At 49.0% G+C, this 13,648-nt stretch carries 14 protein-coding genes; 11 read left to right on the forward strand and 3 right to left on the reverse strand.

The features are described 5' to 3' along the window. Position 1 precedes the first annotated feature (1 nt). The 3 genes from wrbA to XMD579_RS06980 are packed head-to-tail and all read left to right on the forward strand — an operon-like array spanning position 2 to position 2,584. A complete protein-coding gene (gene wrbA / locus XMD579_RS06970; RefSeq protein WP_173498708.1) occupies positions 2-580 on the forward strand; it encodes an NAD(P)H:quinone oxidoreductase in 579 nt (192 codons plus the stop codon). Positions 581-590: 10 nt separating this feature from the next. Beyond that, positions 591-965 (forward strand): DUF2069 domain-containing protein, encoded by a 375-nt coding sequence (locus XMD579_RS06975; protein ID WP_173506124.1) that lies wholly within the window; start codon positions 591-593, stop codon positions 963-965. Beyond that, the gene (locus XMD579_RS06980; protein ID WP_173482101.1) at positions 965-2,584 is read left to right on the forward strand and encodes a SufS family cysteine desulfurase; all 1,620 of its coding nucleotides are present in this window, start codon (positions 965-967) and stop codon (positions 2,582-2,584) included. Before XMD579_RS06975 ends, XMD579_RS06980 begins: the two co-directional genes overlap by 1 nt. Here XMD579_RS06980 and dnaQ read toward each other — a convergent pair. From dnaQ to XMD579_RS06995, 3 genes are read right to left on the reverse strand one after another with little or no spacing between them, the layout of a single operon-like run. After that, on the reverse strand, positions 2,572-3,291 hold the full coding sequence (gene dnaQ / locus XMD579_RS06985; protein ID WP_173482102.1) for a DNA polymerase III subunit epsilon: 720 nt from the start codon (positions 3,289-3,291) through the stop codon (positions 2,572-2,574). The genes XMD579_RS06980 and dnaQ overlap by 13 nt on opposite strands. Then, positions 3,291-3,725, reverse strand: a complete 435-nt coding sequence (gene rnhA, locus XMD579_RS06990; protein WP_173483475.1) for a ribonuclease HI — start codon at positions 3,723-3,725, stop codon at positions 3,291-3,293. The genes dnaQ and rnhA overlap by 1 nt, the downstream gene beginning before the upstream one ends. Beyond that, positions 3,722-4,489 (reverse strand): class I SAM-dependent methyltransferase, encoded by a 768-nt coding sequence (locus XMD579_RS06995; RefSeq protein ID WP_173482104.1) that lies wholly within the window; start codon positions 4,487-4,489, stop codon positions 3,722-3,724. The genes rnhA and XMD579_RS06995 overlap by 4 nt, the downstream gene beginning before the upstream one ends. A 79-nt stretch (positions 4,490-4,568) precedes the next feature. On the opposite strand from XMD579_RS06995, the gene gloB reads away from it, so the two are divergent. The 8 genes from gloB to ahpC all read left to right on the forward strand — a co-directional run bounded on the left by gloB (position 4,569) and on the right by ahpC (position 13,579). Continuing rightward, entirely contained in the window at positions 4,569-5,342 is a 774-nt protein-coding gene (gene gloB, locus XMD579_RS07000) for a hydroxyacylglutathione hydrolase (protein ID WP_173484074.1), read from the forward strand. A 121-nt stretch (positions 5,343-5,463) separates the two neighbouring features. Continuing rightward, a complete protein-coding gene (locus XMD579_RS07005) occupies positions 5,464-7,065 on the forward strand; it encodes a LysM peptidoglycan-binding domain-containing protein (protein ID WP_173506125.1) in 1,602 nt (533 codons plus the stop codon). Next, the gene (locus XMD579_RS07010; protein WP_173484076.1) at positions 7,065-7,313 is read left to right on the forward strand and encodes a hypothetical protein; all 249 of its coding nucleotides are present in this window, start codon (positions 7,065-7,067) and stop codon (positions 7,311-7,313) included. Before XMD579_RS07005 ends, XMD579_RS07010 begins: the two co-directional genes overlap by 1 nt. 69 nt (positions 7,314-7,382) lie before the next feature. Then, positions 7,383-9,185 (forward strand): extracellular solute-binding protein, encoded by a 1,803-nt coding sequence (locus XMD579_RS07015; RefSeq protein ID WP_371731515.1) that lies wholly within the window; start codon positions 7,383-7,385, stop codon positions 9,183-9,185. Further along, a complete protein-coding gene (locus tag XMD579_RS07020; protein ID WP_173484077.1) occupies positions 9,185-10,276 on the forward strand; it encodes a microcin C ABC transporter permease YejB in 1,092 nt (363 codons plus the stop codon). Before XMD579_RS07015 ends, XMD579_RS07020 begins: the two co-directional genes overlap by 1 nt. 3 nt (positions 10,277-10,279) lie before the next feature. Beyond that, on the forward strand, positions 10,280-11,305 hold the full coding sequence (locus tag XMD579_RS07025; protein WP_173482109.1) for an ABC transporter permease: 1,026 nt from the start codon (positions 10,280-10,282) through the stop codon (positions 11,303-11,305). Continuing rightward, the gene (locus tag XMD579_RS07030; protein ID WP_173482110.1) at positions 11,302-12,897 is read left to right on the forward strand and encodes an ABC transporter ATP-binding protein; all 1,596 of its coding nucleotides are present in this window, start codon (positions 11,302-11,304) and stop codon (positions 12,895-12,897) included. The genes XMD579_RS07025 and XMD579_RS07030 overlap by 4 nt, the downstream gene beginning before the upstream one ends. Positions 12,898-13,012: 115 nt before the next feature. Further along, the gene (gene ahpC / locus XMD579_RS07035) at positions 13,013-13,579 is read left to right on the forward strand and encodes an alkyl hydroperoxide reductase subunit C (RefSeq protein ID WP_173482111.1); all 567 of its coding nucleotides are present in this window, start codon (positions 13,013-13,015) and stop codon (positions 13,577-13,579) included. The last annotated feature ends 69 nt before the right edge of the window (positions 13,580-13,648 follow it).

Here is a 13,648-nt window from a genome sequence, read left to right on the forward strand (position 1 = left end):
TATGTCTGCGCCGTACGTACTGGTTCTATTCTACAGTCGTCATGGCGCGACCCGTGCGCTGGCTGAATCGATCGCACTGGGCATTGAACAATCTGGTATTAACGCTCAAATAAGAACCGTTCCGGCTGCAGAAACGTCTGACCTCGCAGATAGTGAAGGGACACTCTATGTCACACAGGACGATTTAAGAGAGTGCTCAGGCCTAGCATTAGGAAGTCCAACCCGGTTTGGTCATATGGCCAGTGCGTTAAGCGCATTTATCGAGACGACCACGTCAGAGTGGCTGTCTGGCTCGCTGATCGATAAACCGGCAACACTGTTCACCTCATCCAGCTCACTGCATGGCGGTCAAGAGAGTACGCTGCTCTCTATGGCTCTGCCTTTGATCCATCAAGGAATGCTGTTAGTCGGTGTTCCCTATAATGTTGCTGAACTGCACTCAACCACCCGTGGTGGCACACCTTACGGTGCCAGTCAGGTATCGCAAAACAGTCACCGCCTATCACAAGACGAACAGAGAATTGCCGTCGCTCAGGGTAAACGTTTGGGTACCCTAGCGCAGCGTTTGAGCAGTCGTTAAAGGAGTTAACATGTCTCTACAACGCAAAGCGTCAATCAGTGGTTTAATTACCCGTGTCAGCTTTATCGCCCTTTTAATCTTCTACACTCTACGTTTCTTATGGTTAGCACCGAGTTCTGGAGATAACCCTTGGGTGATTTGGCTGGTTCACTTACTGCCACTGATCGGTTTTACACCCGCTATATTAAAGGGCACACCGCGTCCTCACGCTTGGCTCTGCTTCGTATTGCTGCTCTATTTCTTGGGCAGTGTACTGACGGCTATCCAACCCCATTTAGCCCTCTATGGTGTGATTGAAGTGTTGTTGATTTCGACTCTGTTTACCGCTGCGATGATGTATACACGCTGGCAGAGTCGCTGGCTGCGTGAGCTAACCAGTCACTGATGGACAGCCAAACCCTGCGACGAATACGTTCGAGCTTTCCTATCCTCAATACACGAGTTGATGGGAAACCCCTGATCTACTTCGATAACGGGGCTACCACTCAAAAACCGCGCGAAGTGATCGATGCAATAACTCAGTTTTATCGGAAAGAGAATGCCAATGTTCACCGTGCGGCTCACCACCTGAGCAGCCTAGCAACCGCACACTTTGAACAGGCTCGAGGTCAATTAGCACAGTTCATTAATGCTAAACCCAATGAAATTGTCTGGACTCGAGGTGCAACCGAAGGTCTCAATCTCGTCGCCGAGAGTTACCTAAGACCCATTCTCAAGGCAGGTGATCGCATTGTTATCGCTATCTCTGCTCATCACGCTGCGATTCTTCCGTTTCAGCGATTAGCGCAGCAGGTTGGCGCCCACTTAGACGTCATCGAACTGACAGCGTCAGGTGAACTCAATTCAGATCAGTACCAAAGCTACCTTAAACTCAATCCAAAACTGGTGGTACTACCCCACGCCTCCAATGTCCTAGGCACCGTCTACCCCATTAAAGAGATGGTAAAACTGGCCAAGAGAGAGGGCCTAACGACTCTGATCGATGGGGCTCAAGCGGCACCGCACCTGGTCTTGGACATGCAGGATCTTGACGCTGATTTTTATGCGTTTTCGGGTCACAAGATGTTTGGTCCGACCGGTATTGGGGTTCTTTACGGGAAAGAGGCTCTGCTTAATGCGATGCCCCCTTGGCAAGTTGGCGGCGAGATGATTGAGTCGGTCAGCTTAACTGAGACCCAGTATGCCGAGGCGCCGCTGCGCTTTGAAGCGGGCACGCCCGATATTGCCGGCGCCATTGGATTGGCAGCTGCCGCTGAGTACCTAAACAATCTAGACCGTGCAGAGATAGAAGAGCACGAGCAGCAACTGACCAGTCACCTCTTGCAGGGACTCAAATCCATAGAGGGGATTAAAATACTCCCTGCTGGAGAGTTCAGCTTACCCATTGTGAGTTTCTATCATGAGACGATCAATGCCGACGACATAGCCGCTCAACTCGATGCACAGGGCATCGCTGTTCGTGCCGGTAGCCACTGCGCGCAACCGCTCATGCAGTCATTTGGATTGCACTCTTCTGTGCGCATCTCTTTAGCGTTTTATAACACAATTGAAGAGCTAGACACTTGTATCGCCCTTTTGCGTTCACTCTGTAGCCATCAACCTGTGACGAGTGATGAGACATCGAATAGCGATTCAGCAAAGCTTTGGATAGAACAGGTTGAGCAAGCGAAAGATTGGCCAACACGACTGAATGCACTGATGAGTTTGGGATCAGTCTCAATAGACCCAAGCCTAAAGCGACCAGAAAATCTCGTCACCGGTTGTGCCAGTCAGACTTGGCTAAAACTGAGTAGTGAAAAGGGTTTTATTCAGTTCGATGGGTGCTCAGAGAGCCGTCAGATTACTGCTCTGATTCAGCTTTTTAAGCACCAGATTGATCAGGGATCCACTGTCGAACAGATCAAGACTTACCTAACGGACCTTGGCTTGGAAAGGCAGTTGAGTCGCACGCGTGGCAACGCCATTCAACGTTTGATTGAATGGCTAGAGTCTCACGACTCCTGAGAAAGGTTTCGCCACACAGCGCCGTCTGATTTCTTATCCAGCATATCCAAAAAACGTTCGTGCTCAGTGAGGTCATCTTCACTCGCTTTCAACACTTTAAGACCAGAAACCTGTTCAGGAGTAAGGCGTCTGATTCGCTGTCCACCACCCTCTTCATCTTGCCCATCCACCGATAGACTCAAGGCGGTTTGACCACCCGTAATCGCCAAATAGACATCGGCTAGGATTTCAGAGTCGAGCAAGGCGCCGTGCAATTCACGGTGCGAGTTATCTATAAAGTACCGACGACAGAGAGCATCTAGGTTGTTCTTCTGACCAGGGTGTTTTTTACGCGCTAAGGCTAAGCTGTCGGTAATCGTACAGAACTCTTCGATGCGCTCTTTAATCCCGTTGCGCTCAAACTCCTTATTAATGAAGCCGACATCGAACGACGCGTTATGGATGATCAGTTCGGCACCACGCACATATTCAATGAATTCGTGCATCACAACATTGAACTTAGGCTTGTCTGCCAAAAATTCATTGGTAATGCCGTGGACCTGCATCGCCTCAGCATCAACCTCACGATCGGGCAGAATGTATTGATGGTAGTTGTTACCGGTTAAGCGGCGTGCCACCATCTCCACACAACCGATCTCGATGATGTTGTGACCCTCTTCGGGCTCAAGACCGGTGGTTTCAGTATCGAGTACAATTTGACGACTCATTAGAGCTGTTCCTCATATCCGCGATTAGCCAACTGATCGGCTCGTTCATTACCTGGATCACCACTATGGCCCTTAACCCATCGCCACTCAATGTCATGTTGTTGTGTCGCCTGATGAAGTCGCTGCCAAAGCTCGGCATTTTTAACCGGCTTGCCCTGGGAGTTTTTCCAATTTCGCTTCATCCAGCCGTGGATCCACTCTGTGATCCCTTTGCGCAGGTATTCCGAATCTGTGTAGAGAATTACCTTAGAGGGTCGTTTTAAACACTCTAGCGATTCGATAGCCGCCATGATCTCCATGCGATTATTGGTGGTTTCATGCTCCCCACCCCACATCTCTTTCTCAGCACCGCCATAACTTAATAGCGCACCCCAACCACCAGGCCCAGGATTACCTTTACAGGCCCCGTCGGTATATATCGTGACTACTTTCAACTCTTATTTCGCCTTACACCAGCACTTGTTGCTTTAGATTCTATCACTTGTAACTTGCCAAGTAGACGACGATTCCACTGCGGTTGCAGTGGTGTGAGACCCGCTACATCTTTTCTTGCTGTTATTGTGAATAGATTGCCGGATTTAAACGGCAACGCCTTAATCACCTTGGCCACAGGCCTGATCCGTTGCCGCCACTGGTTACTCTCCAGAGGGTAGTTGAACTCTTTAGAGTCCCCACCTAAGGATGAGAGCTGCAGCAACTTAAACCAATCGCCTAAACGGTGTTGCGAGATAAATTGGGCACGCCAAGGGGCGCCCTGATTTCTCTTAAACTGTGAGTGCAACCCTAACCAGGAGGTCGGATTAAAACCCAACAAAATCAGATGACCACCAGGGCGAAGGATACGGGCCGCTTCACGAATAACTTGGTGTGGATCCGCAGAAAACTCATGAGCATGGTGCAATACCAAAATATCAATGACCGCCGACTGCACGGGCAGCTCTTCTGGCGTTGCAATTAGGGTTCGTTCTTCCATCCCTAGCTCAACTCTAGGAGCAACCAATACAGCGTGCTGAGCTCTGGCTGTATCACAGAGCCACTGACGACCGTCCAAAGTAACCTGTAATAGACGACTGCCCTGCACGGAGAGCAATGCACGCTCGATCATCTGGCGCTCTTGTGCCAAAAACTGCTGCCCCAACTCTGAGTCGTACCAGGCTTGCAGTTCGCTGACTGCGTTCAAATCAGTCACACTACTCATCGTTTTCACCTTCAAATGAGGTTCTCATTGATCTCTATTCTAGGTAACCTGAGGGGAAATTTCAGCCTCGGAGTTCAGGATGTTTAAGCTAACCCCATTACCCGCATTTGACGATAACTATATCTGGGTCATCGAATCACCTGATGACTCATCCATTGCCGTTGTCGATCCAGGTGATGCGGATGTGGTTGAACAGCATCTGACTCAATCCAACAAAACATTGGCTGCTATCCTAGTCACCCATCACCACCGAGATCATACTGGCGGTGTTGACGCCTTGAATGCGCGATACTCAGTGCCTGTTTACGGCTCATCTGAGTCAAAGTTTCCTGGTGTAACACACCCTCTATCTGACGGAGACTCCATTGAGCTGTTTGGGGCGTCTCTATGTATCAAAGCTGTCCCTGCACACACTCTGGATCATATCGCCTACTTAGTTAACGGCGATACACCACAGCTGTTCTGTGGCGATACACTGTTTTTAGCTGGCTGCGGTCGCCTGTTTGAGGGAAGTGCAGATCAGATGCAACAAGCAATGGACTACTTTGCAAGCCTACCGGATGCGACCGAGGTCTACTGTACGCATGAGTACTCTCTAGCCAACCTGGCCTTTGCCAAAGCCGCTGACCCAGAAAATAGTGACATCGACCAAGCGATCACTCGATGCGAACAGCTAAGATCCGATAACAGACCGACACTGCCAAGCAGCATCGGATTAGAACGCCAGATAAACCCCTACATGCGAACGCGTGAAGCGGCATTAATTCAGAGCGCCAGCCACTATTCCAACCAAACACTCTGTGCTGGAGTCGAGACCTTGGCGGCACTGCGAGAATGGAAGAACAGCTTCTAAATAGTGATCTATGAAGTGGACTTTTTATTCCTTAACAGAAAATTAATGAAATTGACCCAATAGCCCCTCACAGGTAGAATTGCGGCTTTAAATTTTCGGTATAAATGTCCAGAAAGGCACTATGGCAAAGTTGAAATCGACACTGATGGTTGGCGCCCTTGCGATCACACTCGCAGGCTGTCAGACCGTCGCGACACAACAGAGCGCACAGCAGAGTCCAACCGAGCCTGTCCAGGTGCTTGAGAGCGAGCCTGTTCTTGTTCAGCGTACCGAACCCAAAGTGAAGCCAGAGTGGGATGAAGCCCCGATTAAATCGGTACTTCTAGAACTTGAGAAAGATCCAAAGAAAGCAGACTTGTGGGAAATAACCCGCAACAACATGCGACTCAACCACAACCTGGACAAAAAGGTCGTTCAACAGCATATCGATTGGTATGTTGAGCACGACAAATATTTGAACCGCTTAACAGGCCGCGCCTCTCGTTACTACCACTTTGTACTGCATGAAGTGATCAAACGTGGCATGCCGGCAGAGATCGCTCTAATACCAGCAGTAGAGTCCTCTTACGACCCATTTGCCAAATCACCGGCTAAAGCGTCTGGAGCATGGCAGTTCATGCCAGCAACCGGCGATCATTTCGGTCTTAAGCGTAACTGGTGGTACGACGGTCGACGCGACATTGTTGCATCAACGCATGCGGCATTGGACTACCTAGAGTATCTGCACGACTACCTCGATGGGGATTGGTTGTTGGCCATGGCCGCTTACAACGCCGGTGAGGGAACCGTAGGTCGTGCAGTTAAACGCAATAAAAAAGCCGGCAAGCCAACCGATTTTTGGAATCTAAAACTGCCGCGTGAGACTCGCCACTACGTCCCTAAAATTCTAGCGATCTCTGAGGTGTTCAAAAACCCAGACAAGCATGGTCTTGCTTTAGCGCCTCTTGCAGACAAACCCTATTTTGAAATCGTCGATACTGGGGGGCAGATCGATCTGTCACGCGCTGCTGAGTTGAGCGGAGTGGAACTGGATGAGATCTACAAGCTCAACGCGGGATTTTCACAATGGGCTACGGACCCAGAGGGCCCGCACCAGCTATTGGTTCCAGTTGATAACGCGGCGCGCTTTAAAACCGAACTAGCATCACTCGCCCCTTCAGACAGAATCAACTGGGCTCGTTACGAAGTTAAGCCTGGCGATAGCTTATCGGTCATCGCTAAGCGCTTTAACACAAACATTTCGACCATTCAGACCTCGAATGATTTGAAAAGTTCTCTGATTCGCGTTGGCCAATCTCTATTGATCCCATCAGCGCTGGTTGATGCCAGCCAGTACCGCTTGAGTGATACGCAACGTCGCACCGCCAGTATCCGCAAGAGCGCACCCGCAGGCAGTAAAAAGATTCTTCACACGGTTAAATCCGGTGATTCGCTCTGGAAAATTGCGAAAATCTACGGCGTTGATCATAAGTCGATCGCTCGCTGGAACAACTTTGGCATCTCTAAGACGCTTAAAATTGGTGAGCGTTTAGCGATTTTCAAAGCCGATGCTCAAGCCTCTTCAACTGCACAGTACTTGGTCCGCAAGGGTGATAACCTCAGCGTCATTGCGCAGCGCCACAACATCAGTGTTCAGCAACTGCTTAAATGGAACGACATCAGCATCGATACCCTATTGATGCCAGGCCAACCCCTTCGCGTTAAACAACCTGAGCAGGGCTAATGGATACTTTAGGCATTGCAATCATCGTCATCTCGGTGGTTCTAGCTGTGGTCTTCAAAGTAGTTGTGATGAAACGCATCCGCGAATGGGTTGATCAAGACCTCATTCGCAGTCTCTCGATGGGCGATCAAATCAAGCTGACTAAGCTGATGGAGTTGGATCAGCAGCTTAAAAGCCAAGAGACGCCTCGTGGCGAACGTCATCAGCAACTGGAAAAGCTTGCTGAGTCACTCAATTCAACAAAATAAGTTGAATTTTTAACCCTAGCACCCTATTTCTAACGTATAGTTTTATAAACTGTTTCGTTGGAGGTTTCCGTGGCTTTGGGTTCTATTCAAAAAAATTCCATAAAAAAAATAGGCGCCATTCTCTCATTCGCCGTTGCACTGACGGCTCATGCCAGTGTCGAGTCTTCGCACGGGATCGCGATGCACGGCGACCTGAAATACGATGCAGGGTTTAGTCATTTTGAGTACGTTAACCCAGAAGCACCTAAAGGCGGAGTTTTTAAACAGGCCGCCAACGGCACTTTTGATAGCTTTAACCCTTTTATTATCAAAGGCACAGCAGCGGATGGTACCGGATTAACCTTTGACACCCTGATGGCTCGCTCTTACGACGAACCCTTCACTCAGTACGGCTTACTAGCCGAAGCGGTCCGTATGCCTGAATCCAGAGCCTGGGTTGAGTTTGATCTTCGTAAGCAGGCACGTTTCAGCGATGGTACCCCTGTGACAGCAATCGATGTCATCGAGACCTTCAGACTATTGCGTGAACAGGGCTCACCCTTCTACAAAGCTTACTACCGCGACATCCGTTCAATCACCGCTATTACAGACCATACTGTCCGTTTTGAGTTTGGCAGTGAAGAGAACCGCGAATTGCCATTGATCATTGGCGAGGTCCCTATTCTCTCTGCGAACTATTGGAAAGAACGAGACTTCACCAAGCCTTCGCTGGACCCTATCTTGGGTTCAGGGCCCTACGTTGTAGACTCTTTTGAAGCGGGTAGAACCATTACCTACAAGCGCAACCCAGATTATTGGGGAACCGACCTTCCGGTTAACCGCGGTCGCTACAACTTTGATGCCATGCAGTTTGATTACTACCGTGACAGCACCGTCGCACTGGAGGCATTCAAAGCTGAAGAGTATGACTTTAGAGAGGAGAACTCCTCTAAAAACTGGGCGACCAGCTATACGGGCCCGGCATTTGATGAGGGTCGTATTAAGAAGGAGCTGATTGCTGATGCCAACCCGGCTGGTATGCAAGCCTTTATCATGAATACGCGCCTCGACAAGTTCAGTGATCCTCGTGTTCGATCAGCCATCGCACACGGCTTCGATTTTGAGTGGACCAATGCCAACCTGTTTTACAGCGCATACACTCGCAGTCACAGTTTCTTCTCTAATTCAGAGATGGCCGCCACTGAACTACCCAGTGAAAAAGAGTTGGCCATTTTAGAGCCGTTCAGAGGCCAGATTCCGGATGAGGTGTTTACAACCGTTTACCAAGCGCCAACCACCAAAGGGGATGGGCGCAACCGAACTCAACTTCGCACAGCACTTAAACTTTTAAAAGAGGCTGGCTGGACACTAAAAGATGGCAAATTGGTTAATGATGCCGGAGATTCATTCAATTTCGAAATACTACTGGTGCAAAAGGATTTTGAACGCGTCGTTGCACCCTTTATTCAAAATCTAGAGAAACTGGGGATGCAGGTCAGCATCCGCATCGTTGATGTATCCCAGTATATTAATCGTCTTCGTTCAACTGACTTCGACATGATCGTCGGCAGCTTTGGACAGAGCAGCTCACCAGGCAATGAGCAGCGCGAATTTTGGGGATCGGAAGCCGCCGATCAACCCGGTAGCAGAAATCTAATCGGCATCAAAGATCCCGCGATTGATCAGTTAGTGGAGCTTCTGATTCAAGCTCCGGATCGTGAGCAGCTTGTGCTGCGTGCTCGAGCACTGGATCGAGTATTGCAGTGGAACCATTTTGTGGTGCCTCAGTTCCACATCGACTCACACCGTGTCGCCTACTGGGATAAATTTGAGTTACCTGCGATTCGCCCCACCTACACCATTGGACTGGATACCTGGTGGGCTAAGCCATAATGGCAGCGTACATTGTTCGACGATTACTGCTCATGATACCGACGCTGTTCGGTATCTTGCTGTTGAACTTCCTAATTATTCAACTGGCGCCTGGTGGACCGGTTGAACAAGCTCTCGCTCACCTACAGGGTTTTTCGGTTGATGCGACCAGTCGTATTGGTTCAGGAGAGCGTTCAGATATCAGCGCCGATGCACAAGGCGGCGATTCAAAATATCGGGGTGCCCAAGGCATGGACCCCGCACTGGTTGCTGAGATCGAACAACTCTATGGCTTTGACAAGCCGGCCCATGAGCGGTTTTTTAAGATGCTGACAGACTATCTAACCTTCGATTTTGGCCGTAGTTTTTTCAGTGATAAACCGGTGGTTGATCTGATTATCGAAAAGATGCCTGTCTCGATCTCTCTTGGGCTATGGACCACACTGATCACCTACCTAGTCTCCATTCCTTTAGGCATTCGAAAAGCGGTTCGAGATGGCTCCCCTTTTGATATCTGGAGTTCCAGCATCATCATTGTTGGCTACGCGATCCCAAACTTCTTGTTTGCTATTTTACTGATCGTACTATTTGCCGGCGGCACCTACTTTGAGTGGTTTCCGTTGCGAGGCTTAACTTCACCCGGATTTGAAGAGATGACTCTGATCGAAAAAATCGGGGATTACTTCTGGCACCTTGCTCTACCAATCCTAGCGTCCGTTATTTCCAGCTTCGCAACGCTGACCATGCTGACTAAAAACACCTTCCTTGATGAGATCCATAAGCAGTATGCACTGACCGCTCGGGCTAAGGGTTTAACCGAGCATCAGGTTCTTTACGGCCATGTATTCCGAAATGCCATGCTACTGATCATAGCGGGTATGCCTGCTGCATTGATTGGTATTTTCTTCACAGGATCGATGTTGATTGAGGTGATCTTCTCACTGGATGGTTTAGGGCTGCTTGGCTATGAGGCGGTTATCAACCGAGATTACCCTGTTATTTTCGGTACGCTCTACATCTTCACCCTAGTGGGGCTTCTATTAAAGCTGGTATCAGACATCACCTATACCCTTGTCGATCCTCGTATCGATTTTGAGAGTCGAGAGGGTTAAACGATGGCATCACCCATTACTCAACGACGCATTGCACAGTTTAAAAGCAACCGACGAGCCTACTACTCGTTTTGGATCTTTATGTTGCTGTTTACCCTGTCGCTCTTTGCTGAATTGATCGCAAATGACAAACCGATCCTAATCAAAACGGATCAAGGGCTGTTCTATCCGTTAATGGAAAACTATACAGAGACCGATTTTGGCGGTGACTTTGATGCACCGGTCGACTACCGCGATCCCTATATTACTGAACTGATTGAGGAGCAAAACGGCACTCTATGGTGGCCCGTTATCCCGTTCAGCTACGACACAATCAATTTTAACTTGGACCAACCGGCCCCCTCTCCGCCTACTACCGACAACTGGTTAGGCACTGATGACCAGGGGCGTGATGTCGCGGCAAGATTGATCTACGGTTTTCGTATCTCGATACTGTTTGCCACGGTCCTGACCCTTGCCAGCTCAGTTATTGGCGTTGTGGCGGGTGCTTTACAGGGGTATTACGGAGGCAAGGTCGATCTATTGATGCAGCGTTTCATTGAGATCTGGTCCGGTCTGCCGGTTCTCTTCCTATTGATCATTCTAGCCAGCCTAGTGGAGCCTAATTTCTGGTGGTTGCTAGGGATTATGTTGCTCTTCTCATGGATGAATTTGGTGGATGTGGTGCGCGCTGAATTCTTGCGTGCACGCAACCTAGAGTATGTCAGAGCAGCAAGGGCTCTAGGGCAACCGAACTCAGTCATCATGTTTAAGCATGTCCTTCCCAATGCTATGGTTGCGACTCTGACGTTTATGCCCTTCATCTTTAATGGTGCACTGGTGACATTAACCGCGCTCGACTTTCTTGGCTTTGGCCTACCACCCGGTTCGCCATCCTTAGGTGAACTTGTGGCACAGGGCAAAGAGAATCTTCATGCACCTTGGTTAGGTGTGACCGCTTTCTTATCACTCTCTATCATGCTGACGTTACTGATCTTTATTGGTGAAGGTGTTCGTGACGCGTTTGATCCCAGGAAACAGAGCCGATGAAACCGATTCTAGACGTAAAACATTTATCGATTCGATTTCCTGATCAGCCTGAAGCAGCTGTAGAGAATCTAAGTTTTTCTCTACACGCAGGTGAAACACTGGCGATTGTTGGCGAATCGGGTTCAGGCAAATCGGTCTCAGCCCTGTCGCTATTGAAACTGCTGCCTGAGCAGACAGAGATACAAGCAGACTCGATCGTTTTCCAGGGGAAAGATCTTCAGGACGCAACAGAAGCCGAACTTCGATCAATAAGAGGCCACCGAATCAGCTACATTTTTCAGGAGCCGATGACCTCTCTTAATCCGCTTCATAGCATCGAGAAACAGATAGCTGAATCGCTTAAACTGCATAAGGGATTATCGGGCTCTAAGGCCCGTACACGAGTGATAGAGCTTCTAGAGCTGGTGGGTATCCCATCACCTGAATCCCGTTTGAAAAGTTACCCCCACGAGCTATCAGGCGGTCAGCGCCAGCGTGTCATGATTGCGATGGCATTAGCCAACGAACCCGAGATTCTAATTGCCGACGAACCCACCACTGCGTTGGATGTCACGATACAGAAGCAGATATTAGATCTGCTGATGGCACTGCAACAAAAATTGGGAATGGCCATACTGATCATCACTCACGATCTGAATGTTGTGCAGCGTTACGCCGATCGAATTCTCGTCATGCAACAGGGAAAGGTCGTTGAGCAGGGCGATACTCTTACACTGTTTAATGCACCCAACCACCCCTACACAAACACACTGCTCAATGCAGAACCTGTGCGCGACCTCGCTGCTGTTGAAGCAGACGCTAACACCTTGTTAGAAGCTAAAAACATTCGAGTCTGGTTTCCTAAAACTCAGGGCCTTCTAAAACGCGTTTATGATCACATTAAAGCGGTTGACGGCATCGATCTGCAGATCAAAAAGGGCGAGACATTGGGTATTGTCGGTGAATCAGGGTCAGGTAAATCAACCCTGGCCTTTGCCCTTCTGAAACTGACCAAAAGCGAAGGTGAGATATGGCTAGATGGCAGACGTGTTGATTCGCTCAACCAAAAGGAGATGCGACCTCATCGCCGTGTTGCCCAGATCGTTTTCCAAGATCCCTTCGGTAGCCTCAGCCCGAGAATGACTGTGGCAGAGATCATTAGTGAGGGGCTGGAAGTACAACAGAGTTTCTCACCTGAACAGAGAGAAGCCGCTGTCATTCAAGCCCTTCTGGATGTGCAGCTAGATCCAGAATCTAGACATCGCTACCCGCATGAGTTCTCAGGTGGCCAGCGACAACGAATCGCCATCGCGCGAGCACTGGTATTAAAGCCTAAATTAATCGTGTTAGATGAGCCGACCTCTGCCCTCGACAGAACGGTTCAAAAACAGGTCATTGATCTACTTCAATCCCTGCAACGCCAATATAAACTAAGCTATCTTTTTATTAGCCACGATCTCGCTGTCATAAAAGCGTTAAGTCACCGCGTTATGGTGATGAAAGGTGGCAAAGTGGTTGAATCTGGCACTGCAGAGGCTATTTTTAATGCCCCTTCGACGGATTACACCCGCGAATTAATTTCTGCATCAGCCCTTGAAAAAGAGACTGCCTGATAGCATTTATTAATAACATCATTAGTTACAATTAATTTTACCTTTTTGTCGGCGAACTTTAAGATTCGTCGCATTCTTGAAACATGACAATTTAACCAACCAAGGAGAAGACAGAATGTCTGCTTACATTAACCAGGAAGTTAAACCATTTAACGCAACAGCATTCCACGCTGGCGAATTCGTAGAAGTTTCAGAAGCTGACCTTAAAGGTAAGTGGTCTGTTGTTTTCTTCTACCCAGCAGATTTCACGTTCATCTGCCCAACAGAGCTAGGTGACCTTGCAGACAGCTACGCTGAGTTCCAGAAGATCGGTGTTGAGATCTACGCAGTATCAACTGATACTCACTTCACTCACAAAGCATGGCACGACTCTTCTGAGACGATCGGTAAAATCACTTACCCAATGATCGGCGATCCAACTGGCCAGATCTCTCGCAACTTCGACGTAATGATCGAGGAAGCAGGTCTTGCTGAGCGCGGTACTTTCGTTATCGATCCAGAAGGTAAAATTCAGATCGTTGAGATCAACTCTGGTTCTGTAGGCCGTGACGCATCAGAACTTCTTCGCAAGATCAAAGCTGCACAGTACGTTGCTGCTCACCCAGGCGAAGTATGTCCTGCTAAATGGAAAGAAGGCGCTGAGACTCTAGCACCATCTTTGGATCTTGTTGGTAAGATCTAATCGGACCTAAGTCCTTTCCCGAGGCTGCACTCGCAGCCTCGTTTCTCTCTAAAGCTTAGTTATTTTTTA

Source organism: Marinobacterium sp. xm-d-579 (genome assembly GCF_013282935.1).
Taxonomy (GTDB): Bacteria; Pseudomonadota; Gammaproteobacteria; order Pseudomonadales; family Balneatricaceae; genus Marinobacterium_E.

Bases quoted from the DNA above. Each gene is read 5' to 3' on its own strand.
- wrbA (WP_173498708.1), top strand. From the start codon at position 2: ATGTCTGCGCCGTACGTACTGGTTCTATTCTACAGTCGTCATGGCGCG.
- XMD579_RS06975 (WP_173506124.1), top strand. From the start codon at position 591: ATGTCTCTACAACGCAAAGCGTCAATCAGTGGTTTAATTACCCGTGTC.
- XMD579_RS06980 (WP_173482101.1), top strand. From the start codon at position 965: ATGGACAGCCAAACCCTGCGACGAATACGTTCGAGCTTTCCTATCCTC.
- dnaQ (WP_173482102.1), bottom strand. From the start codon at position 3,291: ATGAGTCGTCAAATTGTACTCGATACTGAAACCACCGGTCTTGAGCCC.
- XMD579_RS06995 (WP_173482104.1), bottom strand. From the start codon at position 4,489: ATGAGTAGTGTGACTGATTTGAACGCAGTCAGCGAACTGCAAGCCTGG.
- gloB (WP_173484074.1), top strand. From the start codon at position 4,569: ATGTTTAAGCTAACCCCATTACCCGCATTTGACGATAACTATATCTGG.
- XMD579_RS07005 (WP_173506125.1), top strand. From the start codon at position 5,464: ATGGCAAAGTTGAAATCGACACTGATGGTTGGCGCCCTTGCGATCACA.
- XMD579_RS07010 (WP_173484076.1), top strand. From the start codon at position 7,065: ATGGATACTTTAGGCATTGCAATCATCGTCATCTCGGTGGTTCTAGCT.
- XMD579_RS07020 (WP_173484077.1), top strand. From the start codon at position 9,185: ATGGCAGCGTACATTGTTCGACGATTACTGCTCATGATACCGACGCTG.
- XMD579_RS07025 (WP_173482109.1), top strand. From the start codon at position 10,280: ATGGCATCACCCATTACTCAACGACGCATTGCACAGTTTAAAAGCAAC.
- XMD579_RS07030 (WP_173482110.1), top strand. From the start codon at position 11,302: ATGAAACCGATTCTAGACGTAAAACATTTATCGATTCGATTTCCTGAT.
- ahpC (WP_173482111.1), top strand. From the start codon at position 13,013: ATGTCTGCTTACATTAACCAGGAAGTTAAACCATTTAACGCAACAGCA.